Here is a 23,007-nt window from a genome sequence, read left to right as displayed (position 1 = left end):
CTAGTTTCTGCTGCGGAAAACCTGCACAGTGCAGCGGTTTACAAGCGGGAAGCGTTCTCCTTCTTAGACATAAAGAAGTCTGAGATAAAGTAAATGGCCATTCCACTGGCAGCAATCACCGCTAATATCCAGGTAACGGAAGAAATGGCGAGGCCGGTAGTGGTGGTGGCGTTTGATAAAGCCCCCAGTGATGATATTCCGGAGTCGATCAAAGCGGCGGTGTAGCTGATTCCCACGGGGATAGCGATATTGATGGTGAGGTTATAAAACCCAATAGCTACCCCCGTTTTTTCGGCGGGAATGTTCTGGAGCGCAGAGTTAACCAAGGGGGCGTACATGGTGGCAAAACCCCCAGAGAAAAGGATGACTGCAAAGACAATGACCCAGAGCGGACCGTCGATCACGATGGCGATGAGAAGCAGGGCTACCACAATTAAACTTAGAGCCACCACCATGGTTTGGCGAGAATTGAGAACCTTAGCTACGTATCCAGACAGTGCGCCGAGGAGGGCGCCGGCGGCATATCCTGGCGCCATGAGAAGACTAGCGGTATCTAAGTTGAGATTATGGAGCTCTTTGACTGCATAAGGGATGACGAGGGTGGTTAGCCCTAGTTGGGTGGAATACACCACAGCTACGGTGATGAGCGCCCACACATAGCGTTGGTTGCTGAAAAATTCGGGTTTCACTAGTGCGGTAGGGGATTTGAGTACATGGAGGATGAAGAGGATGAGCGCTAGTGCGAAAACCACGACCCAGATCCACTTGAAGCTGGTCATAAAGAACATCACTGAGGTTGCAATGGTTGCGACGTAGAGCAATCCAAAGAGATCTAAGTTTCCGCGGACAGCGGCTTCTACCGGGACTTTTCTGGTGACCACGGGAATGGCTAGAAGCGCCAGGAGAGACACCAAAAACATCGCGGTCCACGACACGTAGGTTGCGATAAACCCACTGGTGAGGGTGCCGAAGAGCATCGCTAGTTGGAACGCCGAGGTGGAAAACCCGAGGTAGGTTTTTTGATCCTTTTCAGGTAGGTGTTTGGTGACGTAAATGACGTAGAGTGTTTCGGCGGCCGCCAATCCGCATGTTTGAACAAGTCGTCCCATCAGTACCAGAGTCCACACGTGTTGCCCGAGGAATCCGATGATAGAGCCGACGGCTATAAGAATGAGGCCGATATTGAGAAGATTGCGGATGGGGAAACTATCTGCCAACGCGGCGTAGACCACGGCTCCGATGCCGATGACTATTCCGGCTAGGGTGGCTTGCAACGAGGCAGTGGAAATATTTAGTGAGAGGTCCTGGGAAATAGCGAGGCTCATGAATTTGAAGCCGTTGTCTATAACCAGGCTAAAGATAAAGGTGATGAGGAGAATGGGGACAGCGGCTTTCGCTGATACCTTAGTCATGTCTTATCCTAATGTTGCGAGCGGGAGAGCCAATTCCATCATCTGAGTAAAGGCTTTTTCTCGCTCCTCAGATGTGGTCTTTTCCCCGGTTATCAGGTTATCGGAGACAGTAAATACACCAAGCGCCTCGGCGCCTGCCGCAGCGGCAACGGCATACATGCCGGCAGATTCCATCTCCACTCCTAGGACCCCCATCCGGGCCCAGCGTTCATTAACGCTGTTATCAAAGTGGTAGAAAATATCCGAAGACAAAATATTGCCGACGTGTATCTCAATCCCCTGACGTTCAGCCTCTGCACTGATTGCTTTGAGTAAATTCCAGGAGCAAATGGGGGCGTAGGTCCCTGGGGTCTGAAATTGTTCGATAAATCGGGAATCAGTGCAGGCACCTTGGGCCACAATGATGTTGTAGGGTTTGAGTTGAGCTTGGAAGGACCCACAAGAACCAACCCGAATGAGGCGTCGGGCCCCAAAAATATGGAGTAATTCATGGGAGATCAAAGATATCGAGGGGATCCCCATGCCGGATCCCATGACTGAGACGGGGCTGCCGTGGAAGGTGCCGGTATAGCCCAACATATTGCGGACTTTATTGAATTGGACCACGTCGTCGAGGTAGTTTTCAGCAATGAATTTGGCGCGAAGAGGATCGCCCGGGAGGAGAACAGTCTCGGCGATGGGTACGCCCTGCGGATTAATGTGCGGCGTCGAAAGCATGAGCTCTCCTTGCTCGATAAAGATAAGGTAATAGCAGCCAGTTAGCTACTTCTTAAGCTACGACTGATTGCTAACAATAGTCAATGTTGAAAATTACAAATGTTCCAGTGGTAGATATTTTTATTTAGACTGATAAGTTACTTAGCCATGGAGCTGATGATTGGCAGAGTGATAAAGTCCCACGGGGTGCGCGGTGAAGTTGCGATTGAGGTGACTACTGATGAACCAGCACAACGGTTCGCTGTCGGCCAAGTACTTCGAGGTGTTCAAAATAACAAGGAACACCAGCTCACCATTACTGCGGTGCGTCCACACCAAGGGCGTCTATTAGTGAAATTCGCTGAGATCAAGGATCGGACTTCAGCTGATTCTTTGCGTGGGACGAGGTTTATGGCTCCACCCCGTGAGCCGGATGATGATGGGTTTTATGACCATGAGCTAGAGGGATTGACTGTTTTTCATGATGGTACTCAGATTGGCACCATTACGGGTGTCTCCCATCTTCCCCGCAACACGCTGTTAGAAGTTGAGCTACACACCGGAAAGAACTGTCTAATACCTTTCGTCCACGCCATTGTCCCTGAGGTGGATGTAGCTGCCGGAAAAGTAGCGATCACCCCTCCGGATGGTCTGTTGGAGCTGTAATTATGCAAATTGATGTAATCAGCATCTTCCCGGAATACCTCGACCCTCTCCGCCATGCATTGCTGGGGCGCGCAATTGAACAAGGCACTCTTCAAGTCCGGGTTCACAATCTTCGGCAGTGGGCCACCGGTGTGCATCAAGCAGTCGACAGTGCCCCCTGTGGCGGGGGGCCGGGAATGGTGATGAAACCCGATGTGTGGGGTCCTGCTTTAGATGATGTTGCTCAAGCCCACGGTCCGGCTGCTCATGCTGATGTGTGGCGTAGCTCCTTGCCACACCAACGGCAGCAACGTCACGATCAACGACAAGGCTATATTCCCTCTGGCTATGACCGGCCCCGCGATTGCACCGAAACCGAGGACCCCTCCTTACCATTGTTACTTGTCCCGACTCCCGCAGGAATCCCGTTTACCCAAGCCCAGGCTCAAACCTGGTCCACGGAGAGTCACATTGTCTTTGCCTGCGGTCGTTATGAAGGGATAGACCAACGGGTGTTTAGCGACGCTCAGAAGCGTTATCGGGTGAGAGAGGTATCCATCGGAGACTATGTTCTCATTGGTGGAGAAGTAGCAACGTTGGTCATCACCGAAGCTATTGTCCGCCTAATCCCCGGAGTTTTAGGAAATCACCAAAGCCATGAGAACGACAGCTTTTCGGATGGCCTTTTAGAAGGCCCCAGCTTTACCAAACCTAGACAGTGGCGAGGTCTAGATGTACCTGAGATCCTTTTTTCCGGAAATCACGCCAATATAGACCGTTGGCGCAGAGATCAAGCGCTACTAAGAACCATGCAGCGACGCCCGGATTTACTCTCCACGATTGAGCTATCCCCGGAAGACCGCAGATGTCTTGAATTGGGGCATTCTCCGGTTGACGATAGTCACCAACCGCGAGGCTAGAATGAGCCGCCGACTAGGAACCTTTTTCCTTGTTCTCCTAATACTGTCCGGAGTTTGGGGGTTAAGGAATTATGCTTCCTCCTGGTTTGAGGAGTTCTCACCGGATAGCCCCCACCTTCGTGCTTCTTCACTGCCTTCCGTACCAACCACTACGTTTCCTACCCAGGTGCTCCAAGACGCTGAAAACTCAGGTATCCAGGTGGTGGTTCCCCGCGATCCTCTCTGGGCCCCCGGCACCACCTTCGGAATTATCCCACCCGTTCCTAACCCAGATACCTTCACTCTGTGCACCAGCGCTTTTTCTTTCCGCGCCCCCGATGTTGACAACTCCGCTGTCTCGCGCAACTACGCAGTAACCGCAGGTCATTGTGGGCAAGTAGGAGATAAAATCTATGCCCTTGATAAAGATGGCCAGCCGGATCTTCATCAACCCCTAGGAACTTTTCGTTACTCATCCTTGATGCCCCAGAATGATGGATCCTTCGAAGACTGGGGGCTCATTGAGATTACAAATCCTCAAACCCCCGTGGCACCTCCCCAACCAGCCATCCCCACCGTCTTAGCGGCAGAACCGCTTCCGTGTAAATACGGCGGAACAACCCTAGAGACATGTGGCTTCATCAACGATGATCAAATCGATCTCTTCACTCTGGATCTAGGTAATGGACACGAAGCTGATATTAAAAGCCTTATTCCTCATATCTGTCAACGACCAGGAGACAGCGGTGGGCCGCACTATATTTCAGTGGGGAACTATAAAGTTATTTATGGGATTGCTAGTTCGGTGCATTTAGATGGTTCTCCCGACACTAGGTGCCGGGACAGTGCCGAGGAAGAAGCCGGCGTAGCTCCGATGTGGGGAGTGCTAGATGCTATTCGGCACTCCTATCCCGACGCCTACCTGGATTTTCATCGTATCCAGTGAATTATTGACCTCTGCGGGGACAAGGAACACCAGCCTGACAGTTGTCAAACTCCGGTGCTGAACTATTACACTAACCGGAATGATCGCACGCACAATAGCTCAGGAACTCAATGTTAAGGAACACCAAGTTTCCTCTGCGCTGAAGCTTCTCGAGGACGGCAATACCGTTCCTTTTATTGCCCGCTACCGAAAAGAAGCTACTGAGGGTTTAGATGACGCCCAGTTGCGGCATATAGAGGAACGGTTCGCATATCTGAAAGAGCTAGCAGAGCGCAAAGAAGCCATCATCGCAGCTATTGATGAGCAGGGGAAGCTGACGTCGGACTTACGTAGTCTCATTGACTCGTGCGATTCTAAGGCTCGGCTAGAGGATCTGTATCTTCCCTTTAAGAGGAGGCGGACGACGAAGGCTGATAAGGCCCGTCAAGCCGGAATTGCACCGTTGGTGGACACTCTGATCGCTCACCCTACGCAGCACCCAGACTCCTTAGCAAAGGAGTACATCACCGAGGGGTATCCTGATACAGCTGCGGTCTTAGCAGGTGCTAAAGCGATCTTAATTGATCGTTTCGCTACTGACCCTGACATGGTGGGGGCTATTCGGGAAAAGATGTACCGCGAAGGGGTTTTGATATCTCGAGTGGTAGCTGACAAAGCGACGGAGGGAGCTAAGTACCGAGATTATTTTGATTTCTCTGAAGCCTTTAGCTCGTTGCCATCACATCGAATTCTGGCTCTAGTCCGAGGCGAAAAGGAGGGTTTTCTCCACCTCACATTTGAGCCGGGTGATGACGAGTCTTACCAGCACATGATTGCGGCGCAATTCGAGCTAGCGACAAAGGAGTCAGACTTTCTTCGCGATGCAGTTCGGTTTGGTTGGCGCACAAAATTAGAGGTGTCTGCTGCCTTGGATATCCGCAATAGATTGCGGGAATTTGCTGAAACTCAAGCTCTCGACGTCTTTCAGCGCAATCTTCGGGATTTGCTCCTGGCTGCTCCTGCCGGGCAGCGAACCACACTTGGACTTGATCCTGGTTACCGAAATGGGGTAAAAGCTGCGGTGGTGGATGCTACCGGGAAAGTTCTCGATACTGCAGTTGTCTATCCCCATCAACCACGTCAGCAATGGGATGAAGCGGTTCAGGTACTTGCCCAATTGTGCGCTGAGTATCGAGTAGAGCTGATCGCCGTTGGCAACGGTACTGCGAGTCGAGAAAGCGATAAATTAGCTCACGAGGTCGCTGATCTTATCGCTCAAGCTGGGGGGCGGCGGCCGATTCCGGTGGTGGTGTCCGAAGCTGGGGCATCAGTTTATTCTGCGTCACCAGTAGCAGCAGAAGAATTTCCTGACATGGATGTGTCACTGCGTGGGGCGGTGTCTATTGCCCGACGCCTCCAAGACCCTCTCGCGGAACTAGTGAAAATTGATCCCCAAGCCATTGGGGTAGGGCAGTACCAACACGACGTCAACCAGAGTCTGCTGGCCCGTGGTTTGGATGCAGTGGTAGAAGATGCCGTCAATGCAGTCGGTGTAGATGTCAATTCAGCTTCAGCGTCGTTGCTTGCTCGGGTAGCGGGTATTACGGCTACGCTCGCTGAAAATATTGTGTCTTATCGTGATGAACATGGCGCTTTTGCGACGCGCCAAGAGCTGCATAAAGTCCCGCGCCTAGGCCCCAAAGCATTCGAGCAGTGTGCCGGCTTCTTAAGAATCCGTAATGGCCAAGAGCCCTTGGACTCTTCTGCGGTGCACCCCGAGTCCTATCCAGTTGTTAAAAAAATCTGTCACACCACGGGGTTAAATGTCAGCGAGCTGATTGCTAATTCAGCTGTCTTATCAAAGCTCAATCCTGCTGATTTTGCGGATTCTACGGTCGGTATCCCTACGGTGAGCGATATTCTCAGTGAGCTCGAAAAGCCCGGACGAGATCCCCGTCCTGAGTTCAAGACGGCCCGCTTCCACGAGGGTGTGAAACAGATTTCCGACGTCCAACCGGGGATGATCCTGGAAGGCACGGTGACTAACGTGGCTGCGTTCGGGGCTTTTGTAGACATCGGAGTTCACCACGATGGGCTGATCCATGTATCGGCGATGTCCACGAGCTTCGTTCGTGACCCTCATGATGTGGTTCGCTCTGGACAAGTGGTGAAAGTCAAAGTGGTGGAGGTTGATGAACACCGCAAGAGGATCGGTCTTAGCCTTCGCCTAGATGATGAACCTGGTGAAGCCTCGACCTCGAAACCCCGAGCCAAAAGGAAGTCTGTTTCCCCAGCGGAACAGAAACATCGCTCAGGAAAACGTCGAACCCATAACTCTCAACGACAATCTCAGCGGTCACCATCTGGTGCTATGGCCGACGCATTACGACAAGCCGGTTTTGGCTCCTAGTCCCGCTGTGAGGTCTCGATAATTTTCCCACCATCAAGGTTGATGACCTGGTCAATAAGTGGATCCTCACGATCTGCACTATGACTAATCTCTATGACGGTGGCGTTCGGCAGAAAGTCTCGGATGTGATGGCGGACCTGTGCGGCTAGGGGTGGGTTGAGATGTGAGGTAGCCTCGTCGAGGATTACCAAGGATGGACGTTTTAGCAGCATCGCTGCAATAGCGAGCCGTTGCTGTTGGCCCCCGGACAACGAGCTTCCTGCTTCACCCACCGATGCCGCCAATCCCCCCTGGGAGGTGATTTCTTCGGCTAAGCCCACCGCGTGAAGAGCCTCCCACATCTGGGAATCTGTGATGTGCGGGGTAGCTAGCGAAAGGTTATCGGCTATTGTTCCGCTCATCAGACTGCTGTGTTGAGCTACTACTCCAACTGAAGCATAGAGATCACGGCGAGAGAACTGAGAAAGATCGGTGTCGTTGATAAGGATCGTGCCTTGGGTTGGTTCCCAGTAGCGCAGCAGAAGCCGAATAACTGTAGATTTTCCAGAGCCAGTTCGGCCGATAAATGTAGTCCATTGACCAGAATGAGCCTGTGCGGTGAAAGACTTTAAGTGCGCACCTCGGAGCTGTTCTCCTTCTTCTGGATAAGAGAAGTAGACGTTATTCCAGGTAATGTCCGGGGCGTGATCGGTGGGGAAGGGGGTTGTTCCATCAAGGATAGGAAGCGGAGAATGAGCCACCTCATAGATCCGGCGTGCACCGCTTAAAGCGGTGTGGAGAGCTGTGGCGCACGCCTCCACACCATCGATCGTCTCCCACTGGCGCCATAGCAGTATTAATGCCACGGCGCACCATTGCACACTGAGTTGCCCGGTAGTGAGATCTGACCATACTGCCCACAGCGGGAGGATGACACTGAGAACCTGCCCGGCGGTAGTGAAGATACGTCGAGTAGATAACCAAAAACCAATTCTTTGGGAAGAGGCGATGCTGGTGTGGCGCAACGTGGTTAACTCGTTGGTTCTTCGTTGGACAGCGTTATATCCGATGACTTCTGCAAGACCATGAATGGTATCGCTGAGATGTTGGTTGATCTGACCAGTAGAACGCAGCCGGGATTCTGCCGCAGTGGTTGTGCTTTTCCAGCCCACGATCAAAAGCAGACACCACGTGATGACCACAACGAGCGCCGCGGTGAATGCCAACGATGGTGAAATGAGGATGCCGATTCCTCCCAGGAGGAAGAATGGAACGACAACAGAGGAAATTATCGGCGCGATGGAGTGTGCAAAAAACACTTCAATGCCGTCAATATCGCTGGTAATTCGGCTTAAGAGGTCACCGGATCCGGAGGATGACCGGGCGCATACTAGTGCCGGGGATCGGGGGATCAGTGAGCTAAAAAGGTTCGTGCGGAGCAATTCCAGGGCTTTGAAAGCGACGAGGTGACCGAGGAATTGTTCCCCGTAGTGGAGGAGGGCTTTAAGGAGACAGACCAGGACCATAGTGACCACAATGGTGGTTAACACCGAGGTGCTAAATCCTGCCCCGTTGTGCCACGCGATGGCATAGGAGAAAACTCCCCATGCGGAGAGCCCAAGCAGGAAACATCCTAAAAGGTGATCCCCGATACGGCACAAGGTAGACCATGCTAAGGGCGCTAGTACCGGGCGAGTTTGTGCTAGTAACCACGACACCATCACTTCTTCACCCCCAGTTCGGAGATATCAATGAGCGAATCTACATAGTGGAAAGAGTTTTCGCGGTGAGTAGACATAATGATGGTGTAATCCGATCCTAAGTTTCTGAGCCCCTCGAGCAAAAAGCCTTCTGATACCCGATCAATATGAGCAGTGGGTTCATCGAGGATAAGGAGGCGACGGCCTGATAACAACGCTCGAGCGAAGGAAAGACGTTGCGCTTGTCCACCTGATAGGCCAGCTCCTCCTTCGCCGATCCGAGTATCAAGTCCTTGCGGGAAAAGCTGAACTTCGTGATCTAATCGAGCTTTTTTCAGTGCCACCCACATCTCTTCCTCAGTAGCTGCTGGGTGAGCAAGCAGTAGATTCTCTCGGATTGTTCCGGAAAATAACCAGGTGAATTGATTAACGACGGCGCTGGCTTCTCTAAGATCGACGCAACCGCAGGGATGACCGTTAATTTTCAGCGTGCCGTGTTCTGGGGTGAGTACACCACTCAGCAGCCGGAGAAGCGTGGTTTTCCCGGATCCTGACCGCCCTGCTATGCCATAAAACTTCCCTCGCTCAAAGGTGATATTCACTTGATCAAGAACCGGAAGAGAAGCAGATGGATAGCGGAACCTCAGATCCGTGATCTGTAATTCAGGGGCGTCTTTTTCTCCCACGCAGTGTGAGGAACCGTGCCTCATCACCTGATCAGGATAAGGAGACGAAGAGGTTGTTCCCGGAGGTATTGAGGTTCCGAGGAAACCACGGAATGCGCGTTGTTGGGCTCGGCCCGCCATGCCGACATAGAAAAATCCGCCGATTTCAGACATCGGGGCCAGCAACAAGATACTGAGTAGGCAAATAGCGAGTCCGTCCCCGACGTCGAGTTCACCGCGTCCGACCCGCCATAACGCTAAGGCGGTGGAAGTGCTAATGAAAGCAAGATAAAACCCTGCGTCAATAATAAAAAGAATTAACTGGTTAGCAGCTAAAACCCGCATGATCTCGCGACGGTTAGCTTCTCCCAGCTCAGCTAGTTCCTGGGACACTCGGGGTGCTGCTCCAGTGATGGTGAGATTCTCTAAGCCACGCAAAGCATCGAGATAGCGGGCAGAGAGACGTGCGCGGGCTTGGCGTGAACGCGTCGATACTTTCCGAGTGACGTGGGAAAAACTGCCGAGCAGGAGTGGGAGTACTGGAACAGTTACGCAGAGCCAAGCTGCGGTCACTGGATCGGCATAACAAGCCATGACGATGAGCACCACGACTGGTGAAAAAATGCCGCCGATGGCGTGTCCTAGATAAGTTTGGCGGTACTCGGCGATGCGAGTGGTGCCTTGACTGAGAAGCGAAATCAACGCACCTCGGCGTTCCTTGGCGAGCTGGGCTGGGCCGCGCCGGAAGACGTGGGCGAGGAGGCGGTCTTGGTAGCGCCACTGGCTTAGTCGGGCACTGATGTGTTCCAGGTTGAGTCTCAGGCCTTCAGCTCCTGCTGCAATGACGGTCCAGCAGAACAACGGTATCCACGGGAAAGATGCAGGCACTCTCGTCGAGGAGAAAAAATCCCCGAGGCTATGGCCAATAACCACGCAGATGAAAGAAAGCGCGAGGGTTTTTAGCAGCACCAGCAGAAAACTCATGAACTGGAATGTTCGATCACGCGCATCATCGAGCGGTATTTTTCGCACCGACGTTGGTTGCGTGGTCGTGCTGTTATTTGGCGACGACATCTGAGCTGGATGTGCCATAACCTTTGCCTTTGACGTTGAGAGTCGGGGATCGTTGCCGTACGATAAGCCCGGCAGGATGGGGGATTCCCAGGGACGCCAGTAGTTTATACCTCAGCTTGATGAGGAGCGGCATCTTTCCTGGGCTGGCAGTGCGTCGACCCATTTTGTCCTCAGCGCTGGTTTATGGCACACTACTTGGGTTGACCATTGGCTTGCCAGTGGGTCGCAAAAATGTCACGGATACGAACCGGCCGAGCGCCACATAGTAGGAAGTGCCGCCAGGGTCCTCTGTCCCTAGAAAAGTGAAGGACGATCTTTCATGAATATTCTTGACAAGGTTGATGCAGCACAGCTGCGCGATGATGTACCTGATTTCCGCCCCGGCGATACCCTCGACGTTCACGTCAAGGTTATCGAAGGCGACAATGTCCGTACCCAGTTGTTTAAGGGCGTGGTGATCCGCCGGCAGGGCAGTGGTATCCGCGAGACCTTTACCGTGCGTAAGGTTTCTTTCGGTATCGGTGTTGAACGTACCTTCCCAGTTCACTCCCCGAATATCGATCATATTGACGTTGTTCGTCGCGGTGCTGTACGTCGTGCGAAGTTGTACTATCTGCGTGAATTGCGTGGCAAGGCAGCCCGCATCAAGGAAAAGCGCTAATACAACTAGTTTCCTTATCACCTCCAGGCTTTCTCAGAAGAAAGCACGGGGGTGTTTTTCTTTGGTGCTATTCTCTGCAAGGTGACTGATTCTTTCCGCATCTCCGCTCCCGAGGACGACACGACGACTCCCCGAGACTCCCAGCCAACTTCTCATCACCGTGTTCGCAAGGAACGCAAGCAATTGCCGTGGTATGTGGAAATACCACTCGTCATCGTCATTACATTGGCACTCATTTTTGTTATCCAAACGTTTATTGGTCGGATGTACGTAATTCCGAGCCAATCGATGGAACCGACCTTGCACGGCTGTACCGGCTGTACCGGAGATCGAATAGTGGTAGATAAGGTCACGTATCACTTTTCTGATCCTCAACCCGGTGACGTCGTAGTTTTCAAAGGTGCTCCTTCCTGGGATACGTCATTTATTTCGCAACGTTCAGAAAACCCTTTTATTCGTGGAATTCAAAACGGTTTATCCTATGTTGGATTAGTGGCACCGGATGAGAATGATTTAGTGAAGCGCATTATTGCTACCGGAGGGCAAACGGTGTCCTGTTTGCCGGGGGATCCTGGGATTATGGTCGACGGTAAACAAATCGACAGCGCCTATATTCTTTCCCCGCCAACCTACCCGGTAGACCCGCAAATCGGGTCTACCGAATGCGGCGGCCCCTACTTTGGCCCCATTACAGTCCCCGCTGACCATTACTTCATGATGGGAGACAACCGTACAAATTCCAAGGATTCTCGCTACCACCTGGGAGATGAATTCCAAGGAACAATCCCACGGGAAAATATTCGCGGTAAGGTTCAGGCGATTGTCTTTCCGTTTAGTCGAATTGGCGCAGTGGAATCCCGAGACATTCACAATCAATAGAAGATGAATTCTGGGCGTGTGCGAAATCTTAAACACCTGCGGACCTATGAAGTAGCGTTGAGTAAAGCTGATCTGGGGCCGGTAGCTGGAGTAGATGAAGCCGGACGGGGTGCATGTTGTGGTCCCATGACGGTGGCTGCTTGCGTCCTTCCGGATGAACCAATTCAGCAGCTAGCGACATTGACCGATTCAAAGAAATTAACTGCTCAACGTCGTGCTTTGTTAGCGCCACTGATTAAAAAATATGCGATCTCGTGGTCAATTATTCACATTCCGGCTGCTGATATTGACTTATGGGGAATTCAGCACGCCAATATCTCAGGAATGCGAAGGGCAGTAACTGCTTTAGATCTTCGACCGGGCTATGTGCTGATTGATGCGATGAGGGTGCCGGGATTAACTATTCCTTCGCTGCCAATTATCGGTGGAGATGGCTATGTGCGATGTATTGCTGCAGCCAGCGTTTTAGCGAAACAAGCACGGGATGAACTCATGGTGAGGATGGATCAGGACTATCCAGAATATGGATTGAAAAATCACAAGGGGTATGGAACTTCTGCTCATCTGGAAGCGGTGCGCCGTCACGGAGCTTGCCCGGAACACCGATATAGTTATGCCAATATCAAAGCTGCGCATCACGAGTGGCTAAATAACCAGATTTCAGAAGAGAAGGGAAACCATGAGCGCTGAGGAACTGGATAATTACGAAGCTGAGGTTGAACTTTCGCTGTACCGGGAATATCGGGATGTGGTTAGCCAATTTTCCTACGTTGTGGAAACAGAGCGGCGATTTTATTTAGCTAATGCGGTGGAATTAATTCCGCATACTAAGGGCTCTGATGTTTATTATGAAGTGCGGATGTCTGATGCCTGGGTATGGGATATGTACCGGTCCGCACGATTTGTTCGGTATGTTCGTGTTATTACATATAAAGACGTCAATATTGAGGAACTAGATAAGCCGGACATCATGATGCCCGAGTCTTAACTGGGAGCCGAAAAAGAATCGATAGTCAACTCCTTTCGCCCTTAGTTGTGGAATACTCTTGTTCTCCACAGCTTCGGGTGATTTTTCTTTGCTTAACTGGCGGTTGGTGCCCACAGCATCCAGAGTAGAAGTCACCTAAACGTCATTTCTTTTTTCGGGGGGAGGTGTTGTTGTGGCACGCATCAAACACAACGTGTTGCTTGGCAAAGCTGGCGAGTCTCATGCTGCACAGATCTACCAAGCACAAGGGGGCAGTGTTCTCGGCCGCAATGTCAGATACCCGGGTGGCGAAATTGATCTCATCGTCAAGGAACGAGACGGAACCGTCGTGTTTATTGAGGTCAAGACTCGCACTAGAACAGATTTTGGAGGTGCTGAGGCGGTCACTGCAGATAAAATCCGACGACTACGGCGAGCCATTGCTGCCTGGCTCCGGGAACATCACGTCCAGCAGATACGGATTGATGTCGTAGAGATCCAATCCGGCACTGTTCGCATTTTCAAGGGGGTTGAGGATGGGGCTTGCTAGCACACGCACCGTTAGTTTCTATGGAGTTAGTGCTCACCTGGTAACCGTGGAAGTCAAGATAGGTTCGGGTCTGCCAGGCATCCATATCGTCGGGCTAGCCGATACGTCTATTAGTGAAGCCCGCGAGAGGGTGCGGACGGCAATTCAACACTCGACGCTTGGCTGGCCGCGCTCAAAAATTACGATTTCCTTGTCGCCGGCTTCACTTCGAAAAACCGGTGCACACTATGATTTGTCGCTGGCCATGGGGGTGTTGGCTGCGGCAACTAGTGATCCAGAACTTTCTTATCGCTGTGCTTCCACCATGTTCCTCGGGGAGTTGGGGCTAGATGGGAGGCTTAAACCGGTGCCTGGAGTTCTTTCTGCGCTCATGGCTGCGCGCGATGAAAAAATACCCACTGTTATTATTCCACGGGCAAACGCTTCAGAAGCTACTCTCTTTTCTCAAGACGAGGTAACTGTCCTGGTTGCTGACTCTCTGAGCGAGGTGTGGGGTTGGGCAATAGGGCAGGTGGGGTTATTGCCACCGAGTTCCCCTGAATTCCGGAAAGCGCAACGCTTTTCAGGGGACATGAAAGACGTGGTAGGTCAATCTAGTCTCATTAAGGCAGCCGAAGTTGCTGCTGCCGGTGGACATCACATGCTGATGATCGGTCCCCCAGGATCCGGAAAGTCAATGATAGCGGCTCGTTTTCCAAGTATTTTGCCCGAACTCGATTCTGTGCAAAGGATTCAAGCCACCGCAATTCATTCACTCAGCGGACTGGGGGTTGTTGAGCCTTTAAGTCACGCTCCTTTTATTGCCCCGCACCATAGCGTAAGTAGAGCAGCGTTATTGGGAGGAGGCAGTGGTAATCCTCACCCTGGAGCGGTGAGTTTAGCTCACCACGGTGTGTTATTTCTTGATGAAGTTTCAGAAATACCAGCACCCATTTTGGATGGGCTACGGACCGCCATCGAGGACGGAGAAGTCACTGTGATGAGGGCGCGACACGAGGTCACGTTTCCGGCGCGTTTCCAATTGCTGATGGCGGCTAATCCCTGCCGCTGTGGTGCTGACAAACCCCATCAGTGCCGTTGTTTAGCTCATATTCGACGACGATATTTGAGCAATATTTCTGGGCCATTAAGAGACCGCCTGGACATTATCGTGCGTAGTCATTCCACAGGTCAGAGCCTGTTTGATCGAGCTGCCGAATCGAGTGCTGCGATTGCAGAAAGAGTCGCCGAAGCTAGGGATCGTGCTGCTCATCGCTGGGCATCACGCGGATTAGCGGTGAGAGTTAATGCGCATCTCAGCGGACATCTTTTGAGACGCCATTTTCCTGCTGACGAGGCAGCAATGGCGATGCTTGAGGCGTATCTAGCGCGTGGAACAATCTCTCAGCGGGGGGTTAACCGGAATTTGAGGTTGGCGTGGACGTTATGTGATCTTGCGGGGGCAAGGCAGCCGACTATGGATCACATGGAAAAAGCGATGGCCTTTCACCACGACAATGGATATGAGGAATTCTAAGAATGTGGAGTAAAGAACATCAGGCTGCCGCCTATCTTTCTCGAGTGATCGAAGGCCCGAGCAAAGCACTCCAGCACCACCTGTCAGCTGGCATCGAACTCGAAAAAATCGCCCACGGGGTTTTTCATCGGGAACCGTGGATCGGAAAGAAACTACTGAGTGAAAGTGAGAGTCGCTATCAGCACTCTGCCGCCAAAGAGGATCTGGCCCAGGCTGCGCACTTAGGTTTCCGGATTATTTGTGCCACGGATACAGAATGGCCTCAGGAGCAATTTCAACAAGCCTTCGGCTTTGCTTCATCGGGGAGAAGCGACATCATCCGTAGTTATCAGCATGATGCCACCTGTCCACATGCCCTATGGGTGGCGGGGGACGAGGTGGCCGAATCAAGCCAGCGAGCTATCGCGGTTGTTGGTACACGGGCATTAAGTAACTACGGCAGGCACGCCACAGAAAAACTCGTCAGTGAGTTGGTTCCGCATCAGTGGAACATCGTCTCGGGAGGAGCCTTAGGGGTAGATACTGTCGCCCATGAGCAGGCTTTGGCGTCGGGTGGCCGGACCATCATTGTGATGGCTAGCGGGGCAGGGGTCAATTACCCGGCAGCCAATAAGCAACTATTTCGTCGAGTTGCCCAAGGTGGCGGCACACTACTTACTGAGTATCCGCCACTACTCAGACCGGCTCGACATCGCTTCTTGACCAGGAATCGATTGGTTGCCGCACTATCACAAGGAACAGTGGTGGTAGAAGCCGCGTGGCGTTCCGGGGCATTAAACACCTTGATGTGGGCTCAAGGCCTAGGACGGGTAGGTATGGCGGTGCCCGGTCCGATCACTTCGATCAACTCTCTTGGATGTCATGACAAAATTCAAAAGGGAGAGGCCCAACTAGTAATCAGTGGCGATGATATTCGCTCACTTGTAGAACAAGTGGGTGCGGTGGACGCTACCGAACAATGGGAGAGGCAATTTGCAGCCGATGATATTCAAGGTTTAGCTCCGGTAGAGTTACGGGTCTTTGATGCGCTAAGTAACTACCACCGGATCGAAACCGAGAATATCGCTCGAGATTCTGGAGTGCCTCTCAGATTATGCGTTTATACCTTGATGGCGCTGCAAGAACGCGGTTTGTGCCAGAGGAAGGGAACCACTTGGATCCGCTGCTAGTCACGGAAACCAGCGAAGGGGGATGATGAAACAAGAAAATTTTCCGCAGACCCCTTGCCGGTTCACGAAGGTTAGGCTAAAGTGATGCAGGCAAGCCTAAGTTAAGTGATCCTGAGTCGGGCTGGGCTCAGGATCGCTACCGAAAGGGAAGATCGGGTCAGCGTAAGGATAAAGGAACCTCGCCCCGGGACTGATCGGAAGCTAAGGTTGTGCATTATGGGTGAGTCAACAAGGGAGGCGGCGTCGGAGCAACGGCCGACGCCGCCTTCGACCACGTCGAGGCCCCGCGTCCAACTCAACGCCGCCATTGAGGATTTTGCGGATTATCAAAGCTTGGTGAAAGGTCGATCCTCGGCCACGGTAAAGGGATACAGATCTGATCTTCAATCCTTAGCGAAGATAGCTCCCACCTATGCGGATTTCACTTTGGAAAATCTCCGCTCCTGGTTAGCGGAAGCTATGCGCGTTGGGCGAAGTCGTGCCACCTTGGCGCGCCGGGCAGCCGCAGTACGAGCTTTTAGTAGATGGTCTCGTACTCAGGGCTATCTCGACCAGGATGTTGCCGCTCGGCTAGTTAATCCGCACAGTTATCGGACTTTGCCGGTGGTGATTAATCCCGATCAAGCTGAAGAACTTATCACTAATACGGACTCTTCTTCAGAGCCAGAATATTATCGTGACGTCGCCATGCTGGAATTGCTCTATGCGTCAGGAATGCGGGTAGCCGAGTTGTGCGGGTTAAATGTTGGAGACATTGATCTAGGGCTGCGTACGGCACGGGTAACGGGCAAAGGGGATAAGCAACGCGTCGTGCCTTTTGGTAGGCCAGCGGCTGAAGCAGTTAAAAAGTGGCTTGACCTGGGTCGACAAGAATTGGCTTCGGCTGAAGAAGACGCGCTATTTGTGGGAGTGCGGGGACGACGTATCAACCAACGGCAAGTGCGTCGGGTTGTGGAAAAATCTGCTGCTGTCAATGGCTGTGGAACATTAACTCCGCACGGATTAAGACATAGCGCCGCCACCCATTTACTCGAGGGGGGAGCAGATCTTCGTATGGTTCAGGAAATGTTGGGGCATAGTTCTCTTCAGACCACGCAGATTTACACCCATGTCAATGCTGAGCGGCTCAAACAGGTTTATCGCCAAGCCCACCCACGGGCTTGAGGCGAATCACCGGGGTGGATAAGAGCGATAAAGGATTGATGTATTCTGTGCCCTTTTTTGCTCCCCAATGGAGTCCGGGGTGGCCGTCGAAGGGGTGGGCTAGGGTACCGATGATTTGGCCTTCGGAAATTTGATCGCCGCGGTTAACCTGCGGGTATACCGGTTGGTACGTGGTTCTAATGCCGTCGGCATGATCTATGGATACTGCCGGTGTCCCCGCTACTACGCCGGTAAACGCCACTACGCCTTCTTCGGCAGCATGTACGGGGGCGCCAATATCTAAGGCCAAGTCCACTCCTCGGTGCCCGGGTAACCAATTGTGCTCAGGTTTGTCGAATCCTCGTAGGACACCAGTTGCGTGCGGTAATGCTCTCGTAGGTTCGACATAAGCTAGAGCTGGAGAAGCGACAATAAGGTGAACTGCTAGCCAGATCAGTGCTGAACCGATTCTGCTGCCATAGCGGACATGGATACGGTTTCTCATGAAGAATATCTTCGGGGAATATCCCGAGGGTGGGTGATCCAGACGTTAGGGCCTTGGGGAAAATGTGACGGCTGTGACCTGTGTTTTCTGGCTGTGGAAAACGCACTAGCGGGATTAGGTATTGGAAGAAAAATGCGCTAAAGTTACGGCCAGCAGTGTGTCCGTGCCATGGGGAAGAGAATTTTCCTGGCTCAGGATAGCTGACTACGCGCGGGCGGTCTTGGCATTAAAGCTAAGAGCAATCACTATTGACGCGGTCCCTGAATCGGGTTCTCCGGCCAGGGTGTTGATGGTGGTCCGGTCGCCAGGGTGCAGGCAAAGACACAACACCTGCACATATTCTGAAAACCGAAACGAGATTTTTAAGGAGGGAGCATCCCATGGCAGTCGTGACCATGCGAGAGCTTCTGGATGCTGGTGTGCATTTTGGCCACCAGACCCGTCGTTGGAACCCGAAGATGCGTCGGTTCATTTTCACTGACCGTAATGGCATCTACATCATTGATTTGCAGCAGACCTTGACCTATATTGACGAGGCTTTCGAGTTCGTCAAGGAAACTGTGGCGCACGGCGGCACTATCTTGTTCGTAGGAACAAAGCGCCAAGCTCAGGAAGCAGTGCAGACTGAAGCTGAGCGTGTTGGCATGCCTTATGTAAACCACCGTTGGTTGGGCGGTATGCTCACGAACTTCCAGACTGTATCTAAGCGGCTGGGCCGGATGAAAGAACTTCAGGCTATGGACGCTGCTGAGAACGGTTATGAAGGACGCACCAAGAAGGAAGTCCTCATGCTCACCCGCGAACGGGTCAAGCTTGAGCGAGTCCTCGGTGGTATTGCTGAGATGTCTAAGGTTCCTTCCGCAGTATGGATTGTTGATACCAATAAGGAACATATCGCTGTTGCTGAAGCAAAGAAGCTGGGCATTCCGGTGGTAGCTATCCTGGACACCAACTGCGATCCTGATGAAGTTACCTATCCTATTCCGGGTAATGATGATGCTATCCGCTCCACCACGTTGCTCACGCGTGTGATTTCTACCGCCGTTGAAGAGGGGCGTAAGGCTCGGCAAGAGCGTGAGCGGGCTGCTGCAAAGGAATCCGCTGGTGATACCGCAGAAAAGGATGCCGCAGCGGTGGAGTCTGCGGAAGCTAATGCTGAGGCGAAGGAAACAGCTGAAAAAGCTGAGGATGCTCAGTAAAATTTGCTAGGACGCACTGTCAACGATGTCTGGGGAGACCCCGGGTGTTCCCAGACTTAACTTTGTTCCCATCGAAGGAGGAACACAAAAACTCATGGCGAATTACACCGCTGCAGACGTAAAGAAGCTTCGTGAAATCACCGGTTCCGGCATGCTGGATTGTAAGAATGCGCTGGAAGAAACCAATGGTGACTTTGAAAAGGCCATTGAGGTCCTGCGTATTCAAGGTGCCAAGGATGTTGGTAAGCGTGCCGAGCGTAATGCCTCTGAAGGCCTTATTGCGGTATCTGGCAAGACCATGATTGAGGTCAACTCCGAAACCGACTTTGTGGCTAAGAATGCCGAGTTTAAAGACTTCGCAGCTAAGGTTGCTCAAGCTGCTGCTGCCGCTGGCGCGAACTCTGCCGAAGAGCTACAGGCAGTTGAGGTGGATGGTCAAAGCGCCGCTGACGCTATCCAGGCACTGTCTGCCAAGATCGGTGAAAAACTCGAACTGCGTCGCGCCGCTACCATCAAGGGCGATAACGTCTCGGTTTATCTTCACCAGCGGTCTGCTGACCTACCTCCGGCAGTAGGCGTGCTTGTTGCTTACACCGGTTCCGGAGAGGCTGCAGAGCAGGCAGCGCATAATGCAGCCATGCAGGTAGCTGCATTGAAAGCCGCTTATCTGAGCCGGGATAAAGTTCCCGCTGAGGTAGTGGAGAAAGAGCGCAGCATTGCTGAGCAAATTACCCGTGAGGAAGGAAAGCCGGAGAAGGCTATTCCGAAGATTGTCGAGGGGCGCCTCAACGGTTTCTACAAGGATGCTGTTCTTCTTGAGCAGCCCTCTGTTGCTGACAATAAGAAGACCGTAAAACAACTGATGGATGAAGCGGGAGTTACCCTCACGGACTTTATCCGTTTTGAGGTCGGCCAGCACTAATATCTATTTAGAGGGTATTGTTTAGCGACACACCCGCCCCCAAAGAGCCACCCTCGCGCCTCATGCGCGTAGGGTGGTCTCTGTCGTTTTTGGGCTAGTGCTTTAGCAGGCATCGGCACTATTGGATTGAGGGAAATTTATCAGGGATGGAATCGTCGCAGGTGGGCCCGGGGAAGCCAACTGAACCACAACTAGCCTTGCCGCCTGGCAAGTCCTCCCGCGAACCTATAAAAGCGCTGACTCCAGCCCGACGCCCTCTCCCTGTGAAGAAAGTCCAGCCGCGTGCCATTGCGCCGCGGCCAACGTCGGTGCCACATGACGATCATCGGGAAACTACCGCCCCGGCGCCGTCTAGGCCAGGGCAGAAGAAGAACAAACCAAAGATTCGTCGCGTCCCTGGCTTAGATGGTCTTCGGGGTATCGCTGTATCAGTAGTAGTGATCTATCACTTCTTTGCACACCTGCTTCCTGGTGGATTTTTGGGGGTCGATATCTTCTTCGTCCTCTCCGGATTCTTAATCACGTCGCTATTGGTTCGCGAAAAAGCCGTCACCAGATCTGTGAGCCTACCGCAGTTCTGGTTGCGAAGAGCTCGACGTATTTTGCCAGCCGCATTATTTGTCCTCATTACGATGACAGCTATCGGCGGCTTTTTCGGGGGAGATGCAGCCGTCGGACTTCCTCGACAATTCTTCAGCTCAGCTTTATTTGCCAATAACTGGGGACAGATCATCGCCTCACGCTCCTATTTTGCGGAGTCCGGCGCTGAACTCTTTGCCCATTATTGGTCCTTGGCAGTAGAAGAACAGTTTTATCTCCTGTGGCCACTCATTTTCCTGTTCATCACTGTTACTGCCCGTAACAAATCTCGACGCCCACTTGTTCTCACCTCGCTGATCTTGGCGCTCGGTTCAGTCCTGTTAATGCTGGTTTTCTATAACCCATCTGAGGACCCTTCTCGGGTGTATTACGGGACAGACACCCACGCCTTCGGGTTGTTAATTGGTGCGGCCTTGGCGCTCTCCCTCAGCTCGAACAGCGCTGATCCGGACGCTGATTCTTGGCCCATTCCCGGCCCCCGGCGCCATGCGGGATTACGAGGGCTTGCGGCTTTGGTCGTCCTGGCCGGCTTAGTTGTATTCTTACCGGATCAATCTCCATGGACGTATCGGGGAGGGCTTCTCCTGGCTTCGCTAGCCACAGCTGTTGTGGTGTTTAGCGTAGTCCGCAACCACACCATTCCGCGAATAATTGGGGAGTTTCGTCCCTTAAGGTACTTGGGATCAATTTCCTTTTCACTCTATCTTTGGCATTGGCCCGTTGTGGTGATTGTGAAAGAAATTGCCCGACGTTTCTTTGGCGCTAACACCACTTCCACCACAACTACCTTGGTCTGTGGTCTATTAGCCTTAGCTTTTTCTTTAGCACTAGCTGACTGGTCCTACCGGGTGATTGAGACACCGATTCGTCGTCGCGGATACAAAGCAGTAGCACGAGAATTCTTTGGTTCCCTGATTCCTGGAACGCGTCGCCTCCAATGGGGATTCGGTGTAGTCGGTCTCGCCGCGATTACTGCTCTCGCTTTGGTTTGTGCTCCCCAGCAAACCCAATTGGAATCAGATCTTGCGGCGATGTCTCAAGATAAAGGTGACCTTTCTCAAGCAGTTGATGCCACTGACATAGCCGAGCAAGAACATCGAGAGATGCCTAAAGGTGATGAGATCACCGCTATTGGTGACTCCGTTCTTTTGGCGTCGAAAGCGGCTATGAATGACGCTTTCCCCGGCATCTATGTGGACGGGGAAGTGTCTCGCCATTATGAGGCGGCCCCAGCTATCATTTCTTCGATGAAAGCAGCCGGGACGCTTGATCCTTTTGTGGTGCTCAGTTTTGGTACTAACGGGCCTGCCGACGGGGCGGGAAATCCCCAACTCTTGGATCAAATTATTCGCAGTCTCGGCGCGGAGCGCACCATAATTTTGGTGATGCCCTACGGAGACCGTTCCTATATGCCCGCGGCACAACAAGAGGTGCTTGAGGCCGCGAAGAAGTATCCGAATGTGTACGTGGCCGATTGGTGCCATCGAGCCCAGGCTGATCACTCCTTACTTCGCAGTGATCTCATTCACCCAGATCCGCCAGGGGCACAGGCTTATGCTGACGCGGTTCGAGCTGCACTTCAGCAGTGGGTACATCATGACAAAAAAGTACCCGGCCAGTGCGGCGTCTAATCGCGATGGCACGGTAGGATGAACGCGGATACTAAGCGATCACGCGTAACAGAGGTAAAGGAGAAGCACCACTGTGAATGCCCCCGAAAACACAACACGCAATGCCGGATATAAGCGGGTAATGCTGAAACTTGGAGGGGAAATGTTCGGCGGGGGTCAGGTAGGCATTGATCCCGATGTAGTCGAAAACGTTGCGCGCCAGATTGCTGAGGTTTCTCGGGCCGGGGCCGAAATTGCCGTGGTGATCGGTGGCGGAAATTTTTTCCGCGGCGCCCAGCTCCAGCAGCGTGGCATGGATCGGTCCCGCTCAGATTATATGGGTATGTTGGGCACAGTCATGAACTGTTTGGCGCTCCAGGATTTCCTCCTCAAGGAGGGGATTGATTGCCGAGTTCAAACAGCTATCCAAATGACTCAGGTTGCTGAACCCTATCTCCCCCTCAGAGCAGCCCGCCACTTAGAAAAAGGTCGAGTAGTCATTTTTGGTGCAGGCATGGGGATGCCGTTCTTCTCCACGGACACCACCGCAGCCCAGCGAGCTTTAGAAATCGGCTGTGAGGTGTTGTTGATGGCTAAGGCGGTCGACGGCGTGTATAGCGATGATCCCCGGACCAATCCAGAGGCTGAGCTTTTTGAGGAAATCACCCCACGCGAGGTCATCGAAAAAGGCTTAAAAGTGGCCGATGCGACCGCATTCAGCTTGTGCATGGACAATAATATGCCGATTTTGGTGTTTAATCTGCTCAGCGATGGAAACATTGCTAAGGCGGTAGCCGGGGAGCGCATCGGTACGTTGGTGCAGTCCTGATACGCTAACTCCCATGACTCTGTCCGGACTGGATCCGGACTATTCTCCTAAT

22 protein-coding genes are annotated in these 23,007 nt (G+C 52.6%); 16 read left to right on the top strand and 6 right to left on the bottom strand.

The features are described 5' to 3' along the window. Positions 1-38: 38 nt before the first annotated feature. Positions 39-1,412: an MFS transporter gene (locus GP475_RS07410; RefSeq protein ID WP_187973796.1), complete on the bottom strand. Its 1,374-nt coding sequence runs from the start codon at positions 1,410-1,412 to the stop codon at positions 39-41. Between the two features lie 3 nt (positions 1,413-1,415). Then, positions 1,416-2,129 carry a purine-nucleoside phosphorylase gene (deoD, locus tag GP475_RS07405; RefSeq protein ID WP_187973795.1) on the bottom strand — a complete coding sequence of 238 codons (714 nt, stop codon included), beginning with the start codon at positions 2,127-2,129 and terminating at the stop codon, positions 1,416-1,418. Between the two features lie 147 nt (positions 2,130-2,276). On the opposite strand from deoD, the gene rimM reads away from it, so the two are divergent. The 4 genes from rimM to GP475_RS07385 all read left to right on the top strand — a co-directional run bounded on the left by rimM (position 2,277) and on the right by GP475_RS07385 (position 6,987). Then, positions 2,277-2,774 carry a ribosome maturation factor RimM gene (gene rimM / locus GP475_RS07400; protein ID WP_187973794.1) on the top strand — a complete coding sequence of 166 codons (498 nt, stop codon included), beginning with the start codon at positions 2,277-2,279 and terminating at the stop codon, positions 2,772-2,774. A gap of 2 nt (positions 2,775-2,776) precedes the next feature. Continuing rightward, entirely contained in the window at positions 2,777-3,673 is an 897-nt protein-coding gene (gene trmD / locus GP475_RS07395) for a tRNA (guanosine(37)-N1)-methyltransferase TrmD (RefSeq protein ID WP_187973793.1), read from the top strand. Between the two features lies 1 nt (position 3,674). Continuing rightward, the gene (locus GP475_RS07390) at positions 3,675-4,598 is read left to right on the top strand and encodes a chymotrypsin family serine protease (protein ID WP_187973792.1); all 924 of its coding nucleotides are present in this window, start codon (positions 3,675-3,677) and stop codon (positions 4,596-4,598) included. A 79-nt stretch (positions 4,599-4,677) separates the two neighbouring features. After that, positions 4,678-6,987 (top strand): Tex family protein, encoded by a 2,310-nt coding sequence (locus GP475_RS07385; protein ID WP_187973791.1) that lies wholly within the window; start codon positions 4,678-4,680, stop codon positions 6,985-6,987. Here GP475_RS07385 and GP475_RS07380 read toward each other — a convergent pair. The 3 genes from GP475_RS07380 to GP475_RS07370 are packed head-to-tail and all read right to left on the bottom strand — an operon-like array spanning position 6,984 to position 10,568. Then, positions 6,984-8,687: an amino acid ABC transporter ATP-binding/permease protein gene (locus GP475_RS07380; protein ID WP_187973790.1), complete on the bottom strand. Its 1,704-nt coding sequence runs from the start codon at positions 8,685-8,687 to the stop codon at positions 6,984-6,986. The two genes, GP475_RS07385 and GP475_RS07380, sit on opposite strands and share 4 nt — an antisense overlap. Then, positions 8,687-10,423 carry an ATP-binding cassette domain-containing protein gene (locus GP475_RS07375; protein ID WP_187973789.1) on the bottom strand — a complete coding sequence of 579 codons (1,737 nt, stop codon included), beginning with the start codon at positions 10,421-10,423 and terminating at the stop codon, positions 8,687-8,689. The genes GP475_RS07380 and GP475_RS07375 overlap by 1 nt, the downstream gene beginning before the upstream one ends. Further along, positions 10,389-10,568: a hypothetical protein gene (locus GP475_RS07370; protein ID WP_187973788.1), complete on the bottom strand. Its 180-nt coding sequence runs from the start codon at positions 10,566-10,568 to the stop codon at positions 10,389-10,391. Before GP475_RS07370 ends, GP475_RS07375 begins: the two co-directional genes overlap by 35 nt. A 156-nt stretch (positions 10,569-10,724) precedes the next feature. Here GP475_RS07370 and rplS point away from each other — a divergent pair, with 156 nt between their 5' ends. The 8 genes from rplS to GP475_RS07330 all read left to right on the top strand — a co-directional run bounded on the left by rplS (position 10,725) and on the right by GP475_RS07330 (position 17,311). After that, entirely contained in the window at positions 10,725-11,066 is a 342-nt protein-coding gene (gene rplS, locus GP475_RS07365) for a 50S ribosomal protein L19 (protein WP_187973787.1), read from the top strand. An 81-nt stretch (positions 11,067-11,147) separates the two neighbouring features. Next, entirely contained in the window at positions 11,148-11,945 is a 798-nt protein-coding gene (lepB, locus tag GP475_RS07360) for a signal peptidase I (RefSeq protein WP_187973786.1), read from the top strand. Positions 11,946-11,948: 3 nt separating this feature from the next. Next, entirely contained in the window at positions 11,949-12,635 is a 687-nt protein-coding gene (locus GP475_RS07355) for a ribonuclease HII (protein ID WP_187973785.1), read from the top strand. Next, positions 12,625-12,933, top strand: a complete 309-nt coding sequence (locus GP475_RS07350; RefSeq protein ID WP_187973784.1) for a DUF2469 domain-containing protein — start codon at positions 12,625-12,627, stop codon at positions 12,931-12,933. The genes GP475_RS07355 and GP475_RS07350 overlap by 11 nt, the downstream gene beginning before the upstream one ends. Before the next feature lie 172 nt (positions 12,934-13,105). Then, entirely contained in the window at positions 13,106-13,462 is a 357-nt protein-coding gene (locus tag GP475_RS07345; protein WP_224400498.1) for a YraN family protein, read from the top strand. Beyond that, positions 13,449-14,978, top strand: a complete 1,530-nt coding sequence (locus GP475_RS07340) for a YifB family Mg chelatase-like AAA ATPase (RefSeq protein WP_187973783.1) — start codon at positions 13,449-13,451, stop codon at positions 14,976-14,978. The genes GP475_RS07345 and GP475_RS07340 overlap by 14 nt, the downstream gene beginning before the upstream one ends. 2 nt (positions 14,979-14,980) lie before the next feature. Next, positions 14,981-16,147, top strand: coding sequence for a DNA-processing protein DprA (dprA, locus tag GP475_RS07335; protein WP_187973782.1), 1,167 nt, complete (start codon positions 14,981-14,983; stop codon positions 16,145-16,147). A 216-nt stretch (positions 16,148-16,363) separates the two neighbouring features. After that, positions 16,364-17,311: a tyrosine recombinase XerC gene (locus GP475_RS07330; RefSeq protein ID WP_187973781.1), complete on the top strand. Its 948-nt coding sequence runs from the start codon at positions 16,364-16,366 to the stop codon at positions 17,309-17,311. On the opposite strand, the gene GP475_RS07325 is transcribed toward GP475_RS07330, so the two are convergent. Then, on the bottom strand, positions 17,274-17,795 hold the full coding sequence (locus GP475_RS07325; RefSeq protein ID WP_187973780.1) for a murein hydrolase activator EnvC family protein: 522 nt from the start codon (positions 17,793-17,795) through the stop codon (positions 17,274-17,276). The genes GP475_RS07330 and GP475_RS07325 overlap by 38 nt on opposite strands. A 380-nt stretch (positions 17,796-18,175) precedes the next feature. Between GP475_RS07325 and rpsB the strand changes: the two genes are divergently transcribed. From rpsB to pyrH, 4 genes are all read left to right on the top strand, one after another. Then, the gene (gene rpsB, locus GP475_RS07320; RefSeq protein ID WP_187973779.1) at positions 18,176-18,994 is read left to right on the top strand and encodes a 30S ribosomal protein S2; all 819 of its coding nucleotides are present in this window, start codon (positions 18,176-18,178) and stop codon (positions 18,992-18,994) included. Between the two features lie 94 nt (positions 18,995-19,088). Next, complete coding sequence (gene tsf, locus GP475_RS07315; protein WP_187973778.1) at positions 19,089-19,916, top strand: translation elongation factor Ts; 828 nt, start codon at positions 19,089-19,091, stop codon at positions 19,914-19,916. A gap of 146 nt (positions 19,917-20,062) precedes the next feature. Then, positions 20,063-22,147, top strand: coding sequence for an acyltransferase family protein (locus tag GP475_RS07310; protein WP_187973777.1), 2,085 nt, complete (start codon positions 20,063-20,065; stop codon positions 22,145-22,147). 121 nt (positions 22,148-22,268) lie between these two features. Then, the gene (gene pyrH / locus GP475_RS07305; protein WP_223144692.1) at positions 22,269-22,955 is read left to right on the top strand and encodes a UMP kinase; all 687 of its coding nucleotides are present in this window, start codon (positions 22,269-22,271) and stop codon (positions 22,953-22,955) included. The last annotated feature ends 52 nt before the right edge of the window (positions 22,956-23,007 follow it).

This window comes from Corynebacterium poyangense, from assembly GCF_014522205.1.
Taxonomy (GTDB): Bacteria; Actinomycetota; Actinomycetes; order Mycobacteriales; family Mycobacteriaceae; genus Corynebacterium; species Corynebacterium poyangense.
The sequence above is the reverse complement of the archived record's forward strand: the minus strand, read 5'-3'. Positions and strand labels throughout refer to the sequence as shown.

Coding starts and splice junctions, on each gene's coding strand:
- rplS (WP_187973787.1), top strand. CDS start 10,725: ATGAATATTCTTGACAAGGTTGATGCAGCACAGCTGCGCGATGATGTA.
- GP475_RS07325 (WP_187973780.1), bottom strand. CDS start 17,795: ATGAGAAACCGTATCCATGTCCGCTATGGCAGCAGAATCGGTTCAGCA.
- GP475_RS07310 (WP_187973777.1), top strand. CDS start 20,063: ATGGAATCGTCGCAGGTGGGCCCGGGGAAGCCAACTGAACCACAACTA.
- GP475_RS07385 (WP_187973791.1), top strand. CDS start 4,678: ATGATCGCACGCACAATAGCTCAGGAACTCAATGTTAAGGAACACCAA.
- GP475_RS07340 (WP_187973783.1), top strand. CDS start 13,449: ATGGGGCTTGCTAGCACACGCACCGTTAGTTTCTATGGAGTTAGTGCT.
- GP475_RS07375 (WP_187973789.1), bottom strand. CDS start 10,423: ATGGCACATCCAGCTCAGATGTCGTCGCCAAATAACAGCACGACCACG.
- GP475_RS07370 (WP_187973788.1), bottom strand. CDS start 10,568: ATGGGTCGACGCACTGCCAGCCCAGGAAAGATGCCGCTCCTCATCAAG.
- rpsB (WP_187973779.1), top strand. CDS start 18,176: ATGGCAGTCGTGACCATGCGAGAGCTTCTGGATGCTGGTGTGCATTTT.
- GP475_RS07355 (WP_187973785.1), top strand. CDS start 11,949: ATGAATTCTGGGCGTGTGCGAAATCTTAAACACCTGCGGACCTATGAA.
- GP475_RS07330 (WP_187973781.1), top strand. CDS start 16,364: ATGGGTGAGTCAACAAGGGAGGCGGCGTCGGAGCAACGGCCGACGCCG.
- pyrH (WP_223144692.1), top strand. CDS start 22,269: ATGCTGAAACTTGGAGGGGAAATGTTCGGCGGGGGTCAGGTAGGCATT.
- trmD (WP_187973793.1), top strand. CDS start 2,777: ATGCAAATTGATGTAATCAGCATCTTCCCGGAATACCTCGACCCTCTC.
- GP475_RS07380 (WP_187973790.1), bottom strand. CDS start 8,687: ATGGTGTCGTGGTTACTAGCACAAACTCGCCCGGTACTAGCGCCCTTA.
- deoD (WP_187973795.1), bottom strand. CDS start 2,129: ATGCTTTCGACGCCGCACATTAATCCGCAGGGCGTACCCATCGCCGAG.
- GP475_RS07350 (WP_187973784.1), top strand. CDS start 12,625: ATGAGCGCTGAGGAACTGGATAATTACGAAGCTGAGGTTGAACTTTCG.
- rimM (WP_187973794.1), top strand. CDS start 2,277: ATGGAGCTGATGATTGGCAGAGTGATAAAGTCCCACGGGGTGCGCGGT.
- dprA (WP_187973782.1), top strand. CDS start 14,981: ATGTGGAGTAAAGAACATCAGGCTGCCGCCTATCTTTCTCGAGTGATC.
- GP475_RS07410 (WP_187973796.1), bottom strand. CDS start 1,412: ATGACTAAGGTATCAGCGAAAGCCGCTGTCCCCATTCTCCTCATCACC.
- GP475_RS07390 (WP_187973792.1), top strand. CDS start 3,675: ATGAGCCGCCGACTAGGAACCTTTTTCCTTGTTCTCCTAATACTGTCC.
- tsf (WP_187973778.1), top strand. CDS start 19,089: ATGGCGAATTACACCGCTGCAGACGTAAAGAAGCTTCGTGAAATCACC.